General features: G+C 53.8%; 18 protein-coding genes. 8 read left to right on the top strand and 10 right to left on the bottom strand.

Going from position 1 to position 16,154, the window contains the following annotated elements; all coding sequences use genetic code 11:
- Positions 1 to 36: 36 nt before the first annotated feature.
- Complete coding sequence (locus ACUY4Q_RS09200) at positions 37 to 2,133, bottom strand: TonB-dependent receptor (RefSeq protein WP_458046728.1); 2,097 nt, start codon at positions 2,131 to 2,133, stop codon at positions 37 to 39.
- Positions 2,134 to 2,380: 247 nt separating this feature from the next.
- Here ACUY4Q_RS09200 and gcvA point away from each other — a divergent pair, with 247 nt between their 5' ends.
- Together gcvA and ACUY4Q_RS09190 are read left to right on the top strand one after the other, a co-directional pair.
- The gene (gene gcvA, locus ACUY4Q_RS09195; RefSeq protein ID WP_458046727.1) at positions 2,381 to 3,286 is read left to right on the top strand and encodes a transcriptional regulator GcvA; all 906 of its coding nucleotides are present in this window, start codon (positions 2,381 to 2,383) and stop codon (positions 3,284 to 3,286) included.
- Positions 3,287 to 3,524: 238 nt separating this feature from the next.
- Complete coding sequence (locus tag ACUY4Q_RS09190) at positions 3,525 to 4,415, top strand: oxidoreductase (RefSeq protein ID WP_458046726.1); 891 nt, start codon at positions 3,525 to 3,527, stop codon at positions 4,413 to 4,415.
- A 150-nt stretch (positions 4,416 to 4,565) separates the two neighbouring features.
- Here ACUY4Q_RS09190 and ACUY4Q_RS09185 read toward each other — a convergent pair whose 3' ends face one another.
- Positions 4,566 to 5,111 carry a GNAT family N-acetyltransferase gene (locus ACUY4Q_RS09185; protein ID WP_458046725.1) on the bottom strand — a complete coding sequence of 182 codons (546 nt, stop codon included), beginning with the start codon at positions 5,109 to 5,111 and terminating at the stop codon, positions 4,566 to 4,568.
- A 399-nt stretch (positions 5,112 to 5,510) separates the two neighbouring features.
- Between ACUY4Q_RS09185 and ACUY4Q_RS09180 the strand changes: the two genes are divergently transcribed.
- Together ACUY4Q_RS09180 and ACUY4Q_RS09175 are read left to right on the top strand one after the other, a co-directional pair.
- Complete coding sequence (locus tag ACUY4Q_RS09180) at positions 5,511 to 5,804, top strand: DUF3601 domain-containing protein (RefSeq protein ID WP_458046724.1); 294 nt, start codon at positions 5,511 to 5,513, stop codon at positions 5,802 to 5,804.
- A gap of 87 nt (positions 5,805 to 5,891) precedes the next feature.
- Positions 5,892 to 6,224 (top strand): gamma-glutamylcyclotransferase family protein, encoded by a 333-nt coding sequence (locus ACUY4Q_RS09175; protein WP_458046723.1) that lies wholly within the window; start codon positions 5,892 to 5,894, stop codon positions 6,222 to 6,224.
- 63 nt (positions 6,225 to 6,287) lie between these two features.
- On the opposite strand, the gene ACUY4Q_RS09170 is transcribed toward ACUY4Q_RS09175, so the two are convergent.
- The 5 genes from ACUY4Q_RS09170 to ACUY4Q_RS09150 all read right to left on the bottom strand — a co-directional run bounded on the left by ACUY4Q_RS09170 (position 6,288) and on the right by ACUY4Q_RS09150 (position 10,530).
- Positions 6,288 to 7,313, bottom strand: coding sequence for an LLM class flavin-dependent oxidoreductase (locus ACUY4Q_RS09170; protein ID WP_458046722.1), 1,026 nt, complete (start codon positions 7,311 to 7,313; stop codon positions 6,288 to 6,290).
- Positions 7,314 to 7,461: 148 nt separating this feature from the next.
- Complete coding sequence (locus ACUY4Q_RS09165) at positions 7,462 to 8,130, bottom strand: RES family NAD+ phosphorylase (RefSeq protein ID WP_458046721.1); 669 nt, start codon at positions 8,128 to 8,130, stop codon at positions 7,462 to 7,464.
- Positions 8,123 to 8,857: an integrase gene (locus ACUY4Q_RS09160; RefSeq protein ID WP_458046720.1), complete on the bottom strand. Its 735-nt coding sequence runs from the start codon at positions 8,855 to 8,857 to the stop codon at positions 8,123 to 8,125. The genes ACUY4Q_RS09165 and ACUY4Q_RS09160 overlap by 8 nt, the downstream gene beginning before the upstream one ends.
- A 186-nt stretch (positions 8,858 to 9,043) precedes the next feature.
- Positions 9,044 to 9,496, bottom strand: coding sequence for a hypothetical protein (locus ACUY4Q_RS09155; RefSeq protein WP_458046719.1), 453 nt, complete (start codon positions 9,494 to 9,496; stop codon positions 9,044 to 9,046).
- Positions 9,497 to 9,633: 137 nt separating this feature from the next.
- Positions 9,634 to 10,530, bottom strand: a complete 897-nt coding sequence (locus ACUY4Q_RS09150) for a LysR substrate-binding domain-containing protein (RefSeq protein ID WP_458046718.1) — start codon at positions 10,528 to 10,530, stop codon at positions 9,634 to 9,636.
- Positions 10,531 to 10,630: 100 nt separating this feature from the next.
- Here ACUY4Q_RS09150 and ACUY4Q_RS09145 point away from each other — a divergent pair, with 100 nt between their 5' ends.
- From ACUY4Q_RS09145 to ACUY4Q_RS09135, 3 genes are read left to right on the top strand one after another with little or no spacing between them, the layout of a single operon-like run.
- Positions 10,631 to 10,939 (top strand): carboxymuconolactone decarboxylase family protein, encoded by a 309-nt coding sequence (locus ACUY4Q_RS09145; protein ID WP_458046717.1) that lies wholly within the window; start codon positions 10,631 to 10,633, stop codon positions 10,937 to 10,939.
- A complete protein-coding gene (locus ACUY4Q_RS09140) occupies positions 10,939 to 11,328 on the top strand; it encodes a tautomerase family protein (protein ID WP_458046716.1) in 390 nt (129 codons plus the stop codon). The genes ACUY4Q_RS09145 and ACUY4Q_RS09140 overlap by 1 nt, the downstream gene beginning before the upstream one ends.
- Complete coding sequence (locus ACUY4Q_RS09135) at positions 11,325 to 11,828, top strand: DUF4865 family protein (RefSeq protein WP_458046715.1); 504 nt, start codon at positions 11,325 to 11,327, stop codon at positions 11,826 to 11,828. The genes ACUY4Q_RS09140 and ACUY4Q_RS09135 overlap by 4 nt, the downstream gene beginning before the upstream one ends.
- A gap of 41 nt (positions 11,829 to 11,869) precedes the next feature.
- Here ACUY4Q_RS09135 and fusA read toward each other — a convergent pair whose 3' ends face one another.
- A complete protein-coding gene (gene fusA, locus ACUY4Q_RS09130; RefSeq protein ID WP_458046714.1) occupies positions 11,870 to 13,972 on the bottom strand; it encodes an elongation factor G in 2,103 nt (700 codons plus the stop codon).
- A 158-nt stretch (positions 13,973 to 14,130) separates the two neighbouring features.
- Here fusA and ACUY4Q_RS09125 point away from each other — a divergent pair, with 158 nt between their 5' ends.
- On the top strand, positions 14,131 to 14,445 hold the full coding sequence (locus ACUY4Q_RS09125; RefSeq protein ID WP_458046713.1) for an ArsR/SmtB family transcription factor: 315 nt from the start codon (positions 14,131 to 14,133) through the stop codon (positions 14,443 to 14,445).
- A gap of 107 nt (positions 14,446 to 14,552) precedes the next feature.
- On the opposite strand, the gene ACUY4Q_RS09120 is transcribed toward ACUY4Q_RS09125, so the two are convergent.
- Positions 14,553 to 15,368 (bottom strand): IS3 family transposase, encoded by an 816-nt coding sequence (locus ACUY4Q_RS09120; protein ID WP_458047302.1) that lies wholly within the window; start codon positions 15,366 to 15,368, stop codon positions 14,553 to 14,555.
- 14 nt (positions 15,369 to 15,382) lie between these two features.
- Positions 15,383 to 15,895: a helix-turn-helix domain-containing protein gene (locus ACUY4Q_RS09115; protein ID WP_072042734.1), complete on the bottom strand. Its 513-nt coding sequence runs from the start codon at positions 15,893 to 15,895 to the stop codon at positions 15,383 to 15,385.
- Positions 15,896 to 16,154: the final 259 nt, after the last annotated feature.

Below are 16,154 nucleotides of genomic sequence, written 5' to 3'. Positions count from 1 at the left end.
GTTCGCTACCCCGCCCCGTTATTGAGGCGGTCACGTTCAGAAATCAAGGCTATAACCCAACGTTGCTGTACGCCCGCGCCCGGCGAAATATCGGTCCGGATCGACAGAGGCACTTTGCGAATAGTAGGTGATGTACTGCTTATTCAACAGGTTAGAAATGCCCAGATTCAGCTGACCGTACGGCAGTTTGTAGCCAACAGCAGCGTCCACCAGCGCATAGCCAGAGAAATCCTTCTCTTCATCATCAAACGTTTTGCTCAGCGCCCAGTTCGCCTGCAGGAAGGTACTCAGCTCGGCGTTCCAGTTCGCCGACCAGCTGGCGATGATGCGATCCGGTGAGATATTCAGACCGTCGAGTTTGGCATCCAGGCTGCCGTTATCGTCACTGTCATAGCGCCCACGCATGTGTGACCACGCCAGGGTTAACTTATGGTCTGCGTTAGGGCTATAGCCCGCACTGACTTCCACTCCATCGATTTCCGTCTTTTCACGACGGGCGACAAACGCATCATTGACCAACTCAACGCGGCTGCCCAGTTTCGAGGTCGATTTGTAATAACTGGCCTCAAAATCGAACGGAGCCTGCTGTACCCGGAAGCCCACTTCACTGTTTTTGGTCACGATAGGTTTCAGGCCGTTATAGTCATTCAGTTTGACGCCCGGCGTGTCGATGCCGCGCAGTACGCGCCCGACATCAGGCACGGTGAAGCCTTCGCTATAACTGGCAAACAGGCTCAGCGGCTCGATGGGGGTCCAGACCACACCGGCGTTATACAACGTCTGGTCGAAGGAGGGGGTTCCGCCCTCCACTTTCACACGGTCGTTGGCCCACACCGTCTGGTAGCTATCAATATTCAGCCGCGCATACTCGTAGCGTATGCCGCCGCTCAGTTTCACCGTTTCAACAGGGGCATATTCCAGTTGCAGGAACGGCGACAGGTCAGTGTAGTTAATTTCCGGCACATAGGTGCGCCCGGTGGACCAGAGATCCTGTTTCGAGTTATCAAACAGGGTATCGAAACCAATGGTCGCTTTAATACGGTTATCCCAGATATCGTCTTTGGTCAGCGCAATCTTGCTGCCGTATTTATCGGTGTAGGCGCGACTTTGATCGTATAAGGTGCCCAGAGGGGCAATGGCCGGATCCTGGAAAGAGGAAGAGTTGGTTGCACCAAACAGGGCTTCGTAGCGCTGATAGTAAGCAAGCGCCGTGAGCTTCATGCCCGCAAGGTTGTAGTTGTCGTACGTGGTCCCTACCGTCCAGACATCGTTATGCGGCGCGGTACCTTCCGGGTTGCCCTTCACCGACGTGGTCAAAACCCCCGCATCGCGATCGCCCGTCACGCTGAGATAATTATCTTTGTTTTTCAGGCGATAACGGTTGAGGCTAAGCTGTATACGTTGATCGTTATCCAGCCAGTACCCCACTTTTGCCAGCAGATCCCAGGCGCGGGAATCCATCAAATCCCCCTGGGTGTTATCAACGCCAATCGCGTGATTATCCGCATCCTTGAATAACCCCTGATCTTCGTAGCTCAGGGCAAACAGATAGTCGATGTACTCTTCGCTGCCGTTGATACTGTAGTTGGTTTTATACGCCAGGGTATCGCGGTCAAACTCCGCTGTGGGCGTTGTTGTCTCCACGCTGAAATGTTGATTAACGGTGCCGGGTTTTGCCCGTTTGGTGATGATGTTTATCACCCCGCCCGTTGCACCGACCCCGTTACTGGCGTTCGCGCCTTTGATCACTTCAATACGCTCGATCATCGACGAGTCAATGGTGTGCATTTCGCGGCCGGTTGGACGCAGTGGGTTCGATTGCGGGATCCCGTCAATCATGACCAGCGGCGTACGCCCTCGCAGCGTTTCACCGCTACCGGACATTTTCTGCCGTGAAGGTGAGAATGACGGTAAAAGGTTGCTGAGGATTTGTGAGGTGTCAGAGGTGATCTGCCGCTGCTGGGCAATCTCTTTTTCACTGATGACCTTAATCACCTGGGGCGAATCGTTACGCGAACCATCGGTACGGGTTGCGGTAACAATCAGCTCATCGTCACTGCTTACCGCCTCCTGCGCATAAAGGGGTGATGCGAAGAGCAGAGCCATCGCGCCATATAAAGGGGAAAATCGCATGCCAACCATCCTCAATATTATCCCCTTCATCAGCGGGGATTGTTCCGTAATAGAATCAAATAATAACAATAGGAAACATTCTGATAACGATTATCAATATCATGAAGAGGATGTAAAGAGAATACAGGATATTTTCCCGGCAAAAGTGGTCACGTCAGCGTGAGAGCGTCCGTGGCGATGACGTATCTTTTAGCGCGGGAGCGGCCTATGGTGTCATGAGTATTTGCTCATCAACAGGAACCTGATTATGCGTGATCTCCCGCCGACCGCTACGTTGCGTACTTTTGAAGCCGCTACCCGACACACCACCTTCACCTCTGCCGCTGAAGAGCTGTGCATTACCCAAAGCGCCGTCAGTCATCAGCTAAAGAACCTCGAAGAACTTTGGGGCCTGCAACTTTTTGAGCGCGGCAGAACCCTCAACCTGACGCCGGCAGGCGCAGCGCTTGCGCCGCTGGTACGAGAGTTCTTTGGCAAACTCGACACCACGCTTAGCTCTCTGCGAGAGCAAAAGGGACGGATTCGATTACGTGTGAATACCACCTATTCCTTCGCCTTAAAGTGGCTGCTGCCACGACTGCCATCGTTAGCACGACTGCATCCGGAGATTCTGGTCACGCTGGAAAGTACTGACCAGGCGATCGGTTTCACCAAAGCAGATGCCGATGTTGCCATCCGCTTTGGTCACGGCAATTACCCCACACTGCATAGTGAATTTATGTTTCGTGAGCAACTTTTCCCGGTGGCCAGCCCGGCACTTTTACAGCGTTTTGGTCTCCCGGATGAGCCTGCTGAATTACTGCGCTACCCTTTACTGACGCGAGACGGGGCCGATCTGGTTCCCAAATGGGACGTCTGGTTTAAACTCGTCGGCATCCGTGCCGACCGGTTACATGAAAGCGTGCGCTTCGCCGACACGAATATGACGATAGAAGCCGCATTACTCGGCCAGGGCATAGCCTTAGCGCGCAGCGGGCATGTTGAGAAAGAGATGGGGAATGGCAGCCTGGTAAGACTCTTTGATGTGCCCTTTCCCTCTCCGGCAGCCTATTACTTTGTCTGCCCTGAGGGCACGGAACGGCAGCCGCATATTGCAACGTTCCGGCACTGGCTGCTGGAAGAATCACATCAGGCACAACTGAGCTATGGGTGAAGGCATGAGCTTTTGCTCATGCCGGGATGACGATACTTCACTGTTCATTCTGACGGGGGCTGGTTAGCATCCCTTCTGCCCAAGCGGTAGCTCGTGCCAGGCGAAACCCGTCTCCTGTTTGCCAGGATATGGGGTTATCGAGCGCCTGCGGAACACTCAAGATGAGAAAAATGCTGGGGTAGGCGGTGACTGCTTCCGCCACGCTGATGACAGGTTAATCACACCAGGAGAACACACGATGTCTGACTACCCTTCCATTGCCCTTCTGGGCCCGGGGGCTATCGGCACTACCATTGCAGCCGTCCTGCAGGAAGTGGGTCGCGCCCCCGTGTTGTGCGGGCGTACTGCGCATCCACAACTGTTGTTGCGTCATGAAAACGGTGAGATTGTCGTCCCCGGCCCGGTACTGAACGATCCCAATACCGTCGCATCGCCGTTTGAGCTGGTGTTTGTGGCAGTGAAAACCACCCAGGTGGCTGACAGTGCCCGATGGTTGTCTGCCCTGTGTGACGAAACCACTATCGTGTGTGCCCTGCAAAATGGCGTTGAGCAAAAAACGCAGTTAGCGCCTTACGTTAACGGCGCGCAGGTGTTGCCTTCCGTGGTCTGGTTTCCGGCACAACGTGAAGCGGATGCTTCCGTCTGGTTGCGCGCAAGACCGCGCCTGACGTTGCCGGCGGTCCCGCAGGCACAACGTGTCGCTGATGCGCTCAGCGGGACGCGCTGCAGTGTTGAACTGGCCGCTGATTTCGCCACCATCGCCTGGCGCAAACTGCTGCAAAACGCCGTTGCCGGTCTGATGGTACTGTCTAATCGTCGGGCCGGCATGTTCTCGCGGGCCGATATCACTGCGCTGGCACTGGCTTATTTGCACGAATGCCTGACGGTCGCCCGTGCAGAAGGCGCGGCGCTGAGCGACAGCGTTCCGCAGGAAATAGTTGACGGTTTTCATCAAGCGCCAGCGGATTTAGGCACGTCTATTCTGGCCGACCGTCAGGCTTGCCGCCCAATGGAGTGGGATATTCGCAACGGCGTGGTGCAGCGTTATGGTCAGATACATGGCATTCCGACTCCCATCAGCGACGTGCTGGTACCGTTGCTGGCAGCCGGAAGCGAAGGGCCAGGCTAACGTCTCAACCGTGCTGACGATAAGCCTCAACTTATTTCAGGTCATGCATACGCATCGGCCTTGCAATAGCGACTTCAAACATTAACGGCAGGCTTATCCTCTTTTTAATACATCCTTGTATTGCATTATTCTTACCGGTAAGGCAAAGCGTTAACTTTCGGGAAGAACAAGGGCGTTAAGAACGTGATCCTGCCATTTACCGTTTATTTTAAGATATGACTCAGCGTATCCCTCTTTCACAAACCCGAGCGCGGCAAGCGTCTTAGCACTACGGAAATTATCCGGAAGATGGTTCGCCATAATTCTGTGTAACTGATATTCGTTATGCACGAACTGAATGGCGGCCTTAAGGACTTCTTGCATCAATCCTTTTCCCTGACAGGCGCGGTCAATAGAAAAGCCAAGATAACAAGCCTGGAACACACCATAGACAACGTTCGTAAAGTTGGCATTTCCCAATATTTTATTGTCACCTTTCAGGGTAAACACTATTGATAAACCCTTGCGTTCCTCAAACGCTTTCCCCGAAACGGCAATTCTTTCGCGAACACTTTCCAGAGCAAAAAAACCTTCATTCCGAAGGGGTTCATAGGGTGAAAAATAATCCCTGTTATCAATAATAAAACGCTGAAAACCTTCTGCTACCTCGTTCGTCAAAAGATAAACATTTGTACGTGGGGTTGAAAATAACATCATTGTGCACACCTTTTGAAATTATTTGCTTTTGAATATATTCACCAGTTTGATATATCAATTCTTAGCCGTACGAATCTGGACGAAAAAAACCCATCTGACGCCGCTCTGAACAGGGCGTCAACATTCACGTTCTTTTCTCATGCTATTACGATAATCCGCAGGGGATTGGGTGTTTTTTTTCAAAATTCATACACTAGCCGCGGATACTATACAGCGAAAGCATTTAATACTGAACGACGGTATGCTCTGATTTGGCCTGAGCAGATTTATTTATTGCATGTAAAATACATTCACCGGAATTATATAATATCAATTTCATTACTGTTCATTTATGCTGGCGCTACTGCCTGGTCAGGATTATTTAACCCGTTCTTACATTACACGTCTAAAGGACAGTACATGCACACCCCCGGACTCGACCCAGGCTACAGACATCTTGTCGCCGGAAAACGCTACAGGGTAGCCAGGACCTTCATTGATTATGACAACATCACCCGAACAGAAGGTGAAGTCTGGACGTTTGTAGGTGCCAGTTTCCTCGCGTATGAAAGTGGTCTGTCGCTGTTTTTCAACATCAACGCTAAGTTAGTGCAGGTAAGGTTACAGGCTATCCCGGAAGAGCAGCTTTCCATTACTGACAATCTGGAAGCGTATCTGGTCCTGCATCGACGGACATGGTGCTTTTGGAGATAGAGAAAACCGTTCTGCCCTCTTTATCCCACCAGCGCCGCGCGCTATTCTGCAGGTTTGGGAAGATAGCACGTTGATTGCAGAGGCAAAATGGAACGTCTGTTTGTTTATGGCACCCTGCGTCCGGGGCATGCTAATGCACATATTCTGGAGAATATCGGCGGGGAGTGGCTGCCGGGTTATGTCACCGGTACGTTTTATGAACGTGGCTGGGGGGCGGCGGCAGATTTTCCAGGAATAGTGCTGGATGAGAATGGTGCGCAGGTACACGGTTACCTCTTTCTTTCCCCTCACCTTACTGCACACTGGTTAATGCTTGATGAATTTGAAGACGGTTACGATCGCGTTAAGGTCGTGGTGACCACGGAAGAGGGTGAGCAGTTAACCGCGTGGGTCTATCAGTTGCAGCCGAAAGCGTCTTGACACCTTTATTGAAAAAATGCCCTGTAGTAAGCAAACCCACAGGGCATTTTCATCTCAGATGAATCAGTCGCGCCAGCCCATTGCGGGTGCTACGTGCTTCAGAATCGCGTCGATAACATGGACGTTATAATCCACGCCTAACTGGTTCGGCACGGTCAACAGCAGGGTATCCGCCTCCGCAATGGCTTCATCTTTTTTCAACTGCTCAATCAGCTTGTCCGGCTCGGCCGCGTAGCTGCGCCCGAAGATGGCGCGGGTCTTCTCATCGAGGAAGCCGACTTTATCGCTGTCATTGCTGCTGCCACCGAAATATGCGCGGTCGCGGTTGTCCATCAGGGCGAAAATGCTGCGGCTGACGGAGACACGCGGGGTGCGGGTATGTCCGGCCTCTGCCCAGGCATCGCGATAGGCCCGAATCTGTTTAGCCTGTTGAATGTGAAACGGCTCGCCGGTTTCATCATCTTTCAGCGTTGAGCTTTGCAGGTTCATCCCCAGTTTTGCCGCCCACACTGCGGTGGCGTTCGAACCGGCCCCCCACCAGATGCGTTCACGCAAACCTTCAGAGTAAGGTTCCGGGCGCAACAGTCCCGGCGGGTTCGGGAACATCGGTTGTGGGTTCGGTTTGGCAAACCCTTCTCCGCGCAGCGTGTCGAGCAAAACTTCTGTATGACGACGCGCCATATCCGCTTCGTTTTCACCATCCGCTGGCTGATAGCCAAAATAGCGCCAGCCATCAATGACCTGTTCCGGGGAGCCACGGCTGATACCGAGCTGCAAACGTCCGCCGGAGATCAAATCTGCCGCACCGGCATCTTCCGCCATGTAAAGCGGGTTTTCGTAACGCATGTCGATAACGCCAGTACCGATTTCAATCTTACGGGTTTTGGCGCCGACAGCCGCCAGCAGCGGGAAGGGTGAACTCAACTGGCGCGCAAAGTGATGCACCCGAAAATAGGCGCCGTCCGCGCCCAGCTCTTCAGCCGCAACGGCCAAATCGATAGATTGCAGCAGCGCATCAGCCGCCGATCGGGTACCGGACTGCGGCGAGGGTGTCCAGTGACCAAATGACAAAAATCCGATCTTTTTCATGGCGTTTGAATCCTTAATTCTCAGGAATAAGCAGCAGAATGGCTTAACTGCCTTTGATGCCCCTACTCTACGCATTAACGAACGAGAATAAATGCCATTTGTTTCACGTTAAGGTTCAAATTTATTGATGGAGATATCTATATGTTTACTACTGCATGTCTTTCGGTATGAGTGCAATGTCAAGTTCATCAGCAAGGGCAAACAAGGCGCTCATGACATCTTTAGATGCCATGAGCGCTTCAGATTCAGTCGCAACACGTAAATCGCCTTCTTTCATTCTGTCGCCGAAAAGCATCAGAGCAGCCCCGCCATGCTGCTTTGAAGGCCACTGTATTCCTCTTGCTTCAGGATTATCACGATGAATACGCGCTGCCCATTTTTGGGTAACTTGATAGTCAGTGACCTCAGAACCCAACAATAGGGCTTGGGTAATGCCCCAGCGTCTCATGGTCATTGGTGTGATATCGACAAGCGGCAAATCAACCTCGGGAACAAGCTGGCTACGGACCCGCCCCTCCAGCTTGCTCAAAGCGAAGTTTAAGCCGGCACATCCAACAGGCAGATCATGAAAGACTGTTTCCATCAGGGCAACAGCTGACGATTCACCTCCGTAGAGAGTGGGTACATTGTTCCCTAAACTATCCTGAAATGGACTGAAACGCGCACCAGCTCCTGCGTTAATGCCCGGATTGAACTGCTTAGCTGAATATTTTGAACCGTGGATACGTTCAATCGGCCTCCCTGCTTTCCAGTTTTTCGTACAGACCGTTGTCGAAATGTCTGGTGACGAAATACTGACGTCCTTGTCTTCAGCCATGCAGTGCTCCTGCTTTTTCCTCTTCGGCTGCCTTCAATACTTTACCAGGCATAGACAGCAGAAGGTCTTTCGGCTTGGAATTATTCAGCCAGCTGTTTGGCGTTCCCAGCCAGATTGCCAGTGCCCATGCCGTCTTAGACTCTCCAAAAAAGGCGATGATCTTTTTCATCACCGGTAGAGGTTGCCCTCCCTCGTCCAGGGCATATTGCGGAAAGTAATCTTTTCCCTGAACAGGAAGTGCAAAAATTCTTTTTGCATGCTTCCAGCGATTCGGCGCAGCGCTGGTGTTACGGGAATGGATACTGGCAAGTTCTGATACTTCGCGGGAAGACAACCAGGTTGAATCTTCCAGGATAGCTGCCTTTAGCTTTTCCAGCCGTTCAGCGTTGCGTGAGGCAGAGGTGTCGTTATTAATGCTTTCGGCTTTCAATTCCGATGCCATATCCCTCTTTAGCCCCCCCTTCTCATTCTCGCGTTCATCCACCGCCACGCTGCGTGATTTGATCGATGCCAGCGCATTAACCGCGCTCATTAGCGCTACCTGAAAATCATCCCGATTTACATTAGTGGGTAGCTTAATCACCACAAACTGGGCTGATTCTCCATCGTTATGATCCTCAAACCGAAAATCGCTGATGTTTTTTACTGGCTTTGTAAAATCAACATCCTCAAGGGAAAGGTATCTCATCTTTTTTTTTGTCCCGGAATTACGTACCCTTGTGACCATATCTCCTCCCAATCCGCTGAGTCATAATTATCATGATATTGCTTATATCAAATATAACAGGTAAATCACGATAATCACGGCCATAAAGGCACAAAAATGCTGATATGAATGACATGTCTGGCAATGCTTTTATTGATTAGAATAAGGCAGGCGTGACTTTGCTCATCCGCCCCTTTTTTTTCATCCTTAATTCACAATCGCTTTGACGCCTTCTGGCGTTCGCAACCAGCGCGGCGCTTTGAGCTCTTCGGCAAAAAACCAGACCAGTTCACATAACAAACCCCGGAGGGCTTTTTCCATTGCCGGCGGCAGTGCTACTTCATTAAGCAACTCACTCAGCGCCAGGCAATACTCGCAGAGCTGATCGGTGTCTGGATCAAAACGGGGAACATGCTCGGGCAATGCATCGACAGTAAAAGCTTCAATAAGATGGGAAGGAATAGCCTCATGAAGCGTCGGGCGTAGCTGCAGCAGATTCGCGCGTAAAAACTGGCAAATAAAACGTCGCTCAGCCGCATTGTTATTGTCGATGAGCATCAGCGCGTATTCGTCGCAGTCGCGGGCGAGATCGGTAAATTCGGGGTGAGCCTGAGAATAGTTGATCATGTGCGGATAAGTCTGGTTGACGGTCGTCGCCATGTACCAGCCTCCATAAAGAAAAATGAAGTGAAGTATTTCAGGAGGCTAATCCCGGCAGCTTGTTTTGCAGGTGCGGGCAAAAGATACCGCGTTAAGTCACTGACAGCAAGGCAGTTTCTGGAAGGCGGCTCGCAGAATCAGCAATGGAATCCCTTTAACGGCGAAAGGGCTTCTTCCATCAGTTTGGCCAGCATCCGCCGTGCGCCGTTTACCGTCTCACTCCCCTGTCGCTCTTCAAGCGTAATGCCAAGATTACCCGCCGATGGCAACATTGCCCCCACGCTCTGCAGGCTGCCCGGCATGCCGATCCGTGTACGTAGCGTTATCCCTAATCCCGCTTGTACAGCCGCCCAGATACCGCTCAGGCTGTGGCTGACGAACACAACGCGCCAGGGGATCCCCACCCTGTCGAGACAGGCAGTGGCACGACTGCGCATCAGGCAGGGGTTTTCGAACAACACCAGCGGCAGGGGCTCGCCCGTTGCGAGCAGCGCGGCAACGTCCAGTTCCGGGTGCTGGATCCACGCCATTTCACACTGCCCAACCAGCTTACCGGCATGGGAAGTTTGCTCCGGTTGCCAGAGCAGCGCCATGTCCAGCGCGTCGTCAGCCAGAGCTGACAGCAGTGCCTGATTGCGGTCCACACGAGCAATAATGCGTAGCCCAGGATGATGGCGTTTGAATTCGCCGAGGATGCCGGGCATCAGCGACTCACCAAAATCCTCCTGCATCCCAATGCGGATCTCCCCTTGTAACAGCCCACCTTTCAGCGCCCGCTGCGCCTCATCGTTGAGTGCCAGCAGACGACGGGCATAACCCATCAGGATCTCACCGTTGTGAGTGAGTTCGAGGTGGCGACCACGCTTCACCACGAGATCCGCCCCGCACTGCATCTCCAGTTTTTTAAGCTGAGCGCTGACGGCAGAGGTCGAGCGGCAAAGGCGGCTTGCCGCCAGGGCAAAGCTGCCAGCCTCAATTCCGGTGACAAAACTGCGCAGCGCATCAAGGTCGAGTGTTAAGGGAAGTTTGTCCATATTCGTCCTGAAATACGGGATGGTTAGTCGCGATTAATTTGATTTTCAGGATGACACTATCACGCCAGTATGGACTCACTGTCAACACGGAGAAAGCACGATGAGACCATCCCTGGACCGAAATACACTCACCCGCATCGCCCCCAAGCTGGCTGAACTCAGTCAGGACGTCCTGTTTAACGATATCTGGCAACGTGACACCCTTTCGCCGCGTGAACGCAGTTTGCTCACCCTCGGCGCGCTCACTGCACTTGGCCGCGTACAGCAAATTCCCTGGCATATCCACTTTGCACAACAAAACGGCCTGACCCGGGAAGAGATCGCTGAAGCCTTTACTCACCTGGCCTTTTACGCCGGCTGGCCCGCAGCGGTGTCGGCGCTCGGCTGTCTGGATGAGGAGCAAAACTGATGCCCTTCACCCGAATCACCCTGCGCGAGGGGTACAGTGACGCGCAGCTGAAGCAGATTTCCGACACTCTGCATCACTGCCTGGTGGAGGAATTCGCGGTGCCAGTCGACGATCGTTTTCAGGTTTTCGAAACGCTCCCGGCCCGTCAGCGCGTGTTTGATAAGCGCTATAAAAGCGGCGGGCGCAGTGATGATTTTATCCAGTTTCATATTTTCGCCGGTAAGCCGCGCACCAAAGCGCAGAAGCAGAACCTCTTTCGTTTACTGAGCGCAAGGCTGCACTCGCATCTGAACATTCAGCCGGACGATGTGATGGTAATGATCCAGTTTAATACCGCCGATGAGTGGAGTTTCAGCCACGGGCGCATGCTCTCTGAGGAGGCGTTATGATCGTCATGCAATACCGTTTCACGCTGCCCGCCGATTACGATATGGCGGTGATCGAACAGCGTATTAACCACAGCGGCGCAAAGCTGGATGGTTTTCCAGGCCTGCTGTTTAAAACGTTCCTCTTTTCCCGCCGGGAAGAGGCCCATGTGACCGAGAACCGTTACGCCCCGCTGTACGTATGGCAGAACGCGCAGGCTATGGCGCGCTTTTTACAGAGCGCAGGCTTTAAAAAACTAACAGCAGATTTTGGCTGGCCGGAAATTGAAACCTGGCTCACGCTTCGGCTGCCAGAGGTTGAGAGGGTGAAAAACGCGGCCTGGTTGTCGATCGCAAAAACGCCGATTTTGCCGCATGACGATTTAGCGTCGCTGGCGCTGGAGAGCCAGCTTTGCGCCTGGGATGTCAGCCGCTGGCAGCTTTTGCAGGTGGATATGGGTGATGCACCGGTGGCGGGTCGGGAGAATTACCGTATTGGCTATGTGGCGATGGGTGAACAGTGACGTTAGCATAAAAAAACCCCGCCGCAGCGGGGTCAGGATTGTTACGCTTTTGCACGACTGGCAATGATGGCGTCCGCCACGTTGCGCGGCGCTTCCGCGTAGTGATGGAACTCCATACTGTAAGTGGCGCGCCCTTGCGACATGGAACGCAGCGTGGTCGAGTACCCGAACATTTCCGCCAGCGGCACGTCAGCCCGAATAATCTGGCTACCGAAGCGCTCTTCCATACCCTGCACCATTCCGCGACGGGAAGAGAGATCGCCCATAATGTTCCCGGCATACTCTTCCGGCGTTTCCACTTCCACATGCATCACCGGCTCCAGAATCGCCGGATCTGCTCTGCGGGCCCCCTCTTTGAAGCCGAAGATGGCCGCCATGCGGAACGCCATTTCCGAGGAGTCAACATCATGATACGAACCAAACGTCAGGGTCACTTTCACGTCCACCACCGGGTAGCCCGCCAGCACGCCGCTGTTCATGGCTTCACGCAAGCCTTTTTCCACTGACGGAATATACTCGCGCGGCACCACGCCGCCTTTGGTGGCATCTTCAAACAGAAAGCCACGACCCGGTTCCAGAGGTTCCAGGCTCAGCACGACATGACCGTACTGCCCTTTACCGCCGGACTGGCGCACAAACTTGCCTTCCACCTCTTTCACCGTTTTACGTAACGTCTCGCGGTAGGTGACCTGCGGACGACCGATGTTCGCCTCCACGCCAAACTCGCGTTTCATGCGATCGACGATAATCTCCAGGTGCAGTTCACCCATCCCGGAAATAATGGTCTGGCCGGACTCTTCGTCAGTATGCAGACGGAACGACGGGTCTTCCGATGCCAGGCGCTGCAACGCAATGCCCATTTTTTCCTGGTCGGCTTTGGTTTTCGGCTCGATCGCGAGCGAAATCACCGGTTCCGGGAACTCCATGCGCTCAAGTGTAATCACCGCATCCGGGTCACTCAGGGTGTCGCCGGTGGTCACATCTTTCAGCCCGACACAGGCGGCAATGTCACCCGCGCGCAGTTCGTCCACTTCATGTCGGTCGTTAGCATGCATCTGCACGATACGACCAATACGCTCTTTCTTCCCTTTGACCGGGTTCCACACTGCGTCACCTTTTCTCAACACGCCGGAATAGACGCGAATAAAGGTCAACTGGCCGACGTAAGGGTCAGTCATCAGCTTGAACGCCAGCGCCGAGAAGGGTTCATCATCGCTCGGGTGCCGTTCAGCAGGCTGGCCTTTTTCATCTACACCCTGGATAGCCGGGATATCCAGCGGCGATGGCATCAGTTCCACCACCGCGTCGAGCATGCGCTGCACACCTTTGTTTTTAAAGGCACTACCACACAGCATCGGCTGGATTTCACCCGCTACGGTGCGAATACGCAGCCCGTTGATGATCTCGGCTTCGTCGAGGTCGCCGGTTTCGAGATATTTATCCATCAGCGCCTCGCTGGCTTCGGCCGCCGCCGAGACCATTTTCTCCCGCCAGACCTGGGCGGTCGCCAGCAGGTCATCCGGCACCGGCGCATAGCTGAAGGTCATGCCCTGCGTGGCGTCGTCCCAAAGAATGGCGCGCATTTTGATGAGATCCACCACGCCGGTGAAGTGCTCTTCCGCACCGACAGGGATAACAATCGGCACCGGGTTCGCCTTCAGGCGATCGATCATCATCTGCACCACGCGGAAGAAATCGGCCCCCGGGCGGTCCATTTTGTTGACGAACGCCAGGCGCGGTACGTGGTACTTGTTGGCCTGCCGCCAGACGGTTTCCGATTGCGGCTGTACGCCGCCGACGGAGTCATACACCATTACCGCACCGTCGAGTACGCGCATGGAACGTTCCACCTCAATGGTGAAATCCACGTGCCCTGGGGTGTCGATAATGTTGATACGGTGCGGCTCAAAACCTCCGTCCATACCCGGCCAGAAGCAGCTCACGGCGGCGGAGGTAATGGTGATTCCGCGCTCTTGCTCCTGCGCCATCCAGTCGGTAGTTGCCGCGCCATCGTGTACTTCACCCAGTTTGTGGCTCATCCCGGTGTAAAACAGGATGCGCTCGGTGGTTGTCGTTTTACCGGCATCGATATGCGCGGAGATACCGATGTTGCGATAACGTTCGAGGGGGATGGGTCGGGGCATGATGCGTCCTTAGTCAGTGTGACAATTAAAATCGCGACCGGGATGGTCGCGTGTTCGTTCGTTGAGTATAATAGTCCTATTGTACGAGTATGTTCGAACTATTTTCTTATGATTGAGCGATTGTTGATATTGCTCAACCCTATGACGCCAGGAGTCAAATGATCCCGAATCATCCCGATACCGAACAAATATTGCTGGAAAACGTCCTTTTTGCCCTCGGCAACCCACTGCGTCTGGCGATGGTCAAGCGACTCGCCGATGGCAGTGAACTAAGCTGTAACGCGTTACGCCCGGAGGAAATAGCCAAGTCTACGATGACCCACCACTGGCGGGTGCTGCGTGACAGTGGCGTCATCTGGCAGCGTCCACAGGGACGCGAGAATATGATTTCACTGCGTCGGGAAGATTTAGACGCCCGTTTTCCGGGACTGGTGGATACGTTGCTGCAGGTGATGCGGGAGGGGAAGTCTTAGGGAATAGCGTGTTGTACTCGCCCTAATATGCTGATCCTACCGCAATAAAAGCAGGCACGAGCGGTCCCCTCGCCCCACTGATCTGAACCCCATAACCTGGAACAGATTCAGGTCTGAGCGTGCCACTGAGTCCGGTAATTTACCGGGCTCAGCCCTCCCAGTCCCATCTTTATTCTGTCATGGTTATAGTAATGGATGTATTTCCCTGTCGCCGTTTCCAGCTCCGACACGTTTTCATACCTTATTCCGTAGAACATCTCCGTTTTCAGCACCGCGAAGAAGCTCTCCATTGCCGCATTATCCAGACAGTTACCCCGTCGCGACATGCTCTGGTGGAGCCCGTGTTTCTCCAGCGTGCTTCGCCATTGACGCATCCGATACATCCAGCCCTGATCGCTGTGCAGTACCGCTCCCTGTCTGACAGTGCCTGAACTCAGCAGGGCATCCAGCATTTTTTCCGCCAGCACATACGCCGGACGCGATGCCATATTGGCCGCCACTATTTCCCTGTTGTAAAGGTCCATTACCACAGACAGATACAGTTTCGCGTTGCCCACCCGGAACTCCGTCACATCGGTTACCAGTTTCACTCCCCACGTGTCAGCGCTGAAGTCCCTGTTTAACAGATTGTCGACGGGCTCCAGTTCAGCGGCCCCCTGCCAGCTCCGGTATTTCTTCCTGCGTGTCAGCGCCTGACAGTCCAGCTCTCTCATCAACCTCGACACTTTTTTATGGTTAATGCGGTGGCCCTGCGCCTGCAGCTCATTTGTCACCCGCCGGTAGCCGTAGCGCCGTTTATGGCGAACAGCAGTGGACATAATGAGGTCGCATATCGGATCCGGACTGACCACACGTGCGTCGCGCTTTTGCCGGTCATACCATGTGCTTTGCGCAAGCTCAGCCGCTTCCAGCAAGCGGGACAGCCGGTGTTCGGGGATCAGTGCCCTGACGATAAGGGCTTTTTCTTTCCCTTTTGCGCTTTTTCTTTCATCAGGGCGTCCAGCTTTTCCAGATAAGCTTTTTCGGCACGCAGGTAAAGCACTTCATCAACCAGTTGTTCCGGTGTCATTTCCTCAGGCGGTTTACCGCGATGTGATGGCTTACGGATCATATGTTTATCCTCGTGACTGTCTGGCGCTAACTGTCCGTTTGCTGCGCGTCTGGCCCAGCTACTGACTGTTTTGTGATCAGGAATATTAAACCGTGCAGCCGTCATTCGCACAGAGAGATGTTCACGCTGCATGGTCTGGATGACCTGAAGGCGAAAATCATCGGAGTAAGAACGGCGTGAGGGGCGAAGTGCAGCCTCACCATGAAAGCCGTAAGCGCTGACCCAGGCACGAAGAGAGGGCTCGGGACAGCCGTACTGGCGTGCAGTGGATGTGAGGCTGTTGCCGCCCTCCACATACGCCCGGACGGCGGCCAGCTTAATGTCGAATGTGTACTTCATAAGAACCTCCGAAAAACTGGTTTGGGATTCCAGGTTTCGGGGTTCAGATCACACCGGGGAGAGGGCCAGGGTGAGGGGGTAAATGCGGCTCTGGTGGTCATTCCGTTCACCTTATGTTCCTTGCTTTTCTATCGCTCCAGAACCCGTGAACGTGCCAGGGCGGTTCACCGCCACCGCCCTGGCGACCCGGGCTCCCGGCGAGGAAAATCGCCGCTGGCGCGGTCCACTGCGCATATTCCTTCAGGCTTATCGGGGACGG

Source organism: Phytobacter cepae, assembly GCF_054165735.1.
The sequence above is the reverse complement of the archived record's forward strand: the minus strand, read 5'-3'. Positions and strand labels throughout refer to the sequence as shown.

What these genes read in the sequence shown, in the direction of transcription:
- ACUY4Q_RS09200 (WP_458046728.1), bottom strand. Translation starts at nt 2,133, where the DNA reads ATGCGATTTTCCCCTTTATATGGCGCGATGGCTCTGCTCTTCGCATCA.
- gcvA (WP_458046727.1), top strand. Translation starts at nt 2,381, where the DNA reads ATGCGTGATCTCCCGCCGACCGCTACGTTGCGTACTTTTGAAGCCGCT.
- ACUY4Q_RS09190 (WP_458046726.1), top strand. Translation starts at nt 3,525, where the DNA reads ATGTCTGACTACCCTTCCATTGCCCTTCTGGGCCCGGGGGCTATCGGC.
- ACUY4Q_RS09185 (WP_458046725.1), bottom strand. Translation starts at nt 5,111, where the DNA reads ATGATGTTATTTTCAACCCCACGTACAAATGTTTATCTTTTGACGAAC.
- ACUY4Q_RS09180 (WP_458046724.1), top strand. Translation starts at nt 5,511, where the DNA reads ATGCACACCCCCGGACTCGACCCAGGCTACAGACATCTTGTCGCCGGA.
- ACUY4Q_RS09175 (WP_458046723.1), top strand. Translation starts at nt 5,892, where the DNA reads ATGGAACGTCTGTTTGTTTATGGCACCCTGCGTCCGGGGCATGCTAAT.
- ACUY4Q_RS09170 (WP_458046722.1), bottom strand. Translation starts at nt 7,313, where the DNA reads ATGAAAAAGATCGGATTTTTGTCATTTGGTCACTGGACACCCTCGCCG.
- ACUY4Q_RS09165 (WP_458046721.1), bottom strand. Translation starts at nt 8,130, where the DNA reads ATGGCTGAAGACAAGGACGTCAGTATTTCGTCACCAGACATTTCGACA.
- ACUY4Q_RS09160 (WP_458046720.1), bottom strand. Translation starts at nt 8,857, where the DNA reads ATGGTCACAAGGGTACGTAATTCCGGGACAAAAAAAAAGATGAGATAC.
- ACUY4Q_RS09155 (WP_458046719.1), bottom strand. Translation starts at nt 9,496, where the DNA reads ATGGCGACGACCGTCAACCAGACTTATCCGCACATGATCAACTATTCT.
- ACUY4Q_RS09150 (WP_458046718.1), bottom strand. Translation starts at nt 10,530, where the DNA reads ATGGACAAACTTCCCTTAACACTCGACCTTGATGCGCTGCGCAGTTTT.
- ACUY4Q_RS09145 (WP_458046717.1), top strand. Translation starts at nt 10,631, where the DNA reads ATGAGACCATCCCTGGACCGAAATACACTCACCCGCATCGCCCCCAAG.
- ACUY4Q_RS09140 (WP_458046716.1), top strand. Translation starts at nt 10,939, where the DNA reads ATGCCCTTCACCCGAATCACCCTGCGCGAGGGGTACAGTGACGCGCAG.
- ACUY4Q_RS09135 (WP_458046715.1), top strand. Translation starts at nt 11,325, where the DNA reads ATGATCGTCATGCAATACCGTTTCACGCTGCCCGCCGATTACGATATG.
- fusA (WP_458046714.1), bottom strand. Translation starts at nt 13,972, where the DNA reads ATGCCCCGACCCATCCCCCTCGAACGTTATCGCAACATCGGTATCTCC.
- ACUY4Q_RS09125 (WP_458046713.1), top strand. Translation starts at nt 14,131, where the DNA reads ATGATCCCGAATCATCCCGATACCGAACAAATATTGCTGGAAAACGTC.
- ACUY4Q_RS09115 (WP_072042734.1), bottom strand. Translation starts at nt 15,895, where the DNA reads ATGAAGTACACATTCGACATTAAGCTGGCCGCCGTCCGGGCGTATGTG.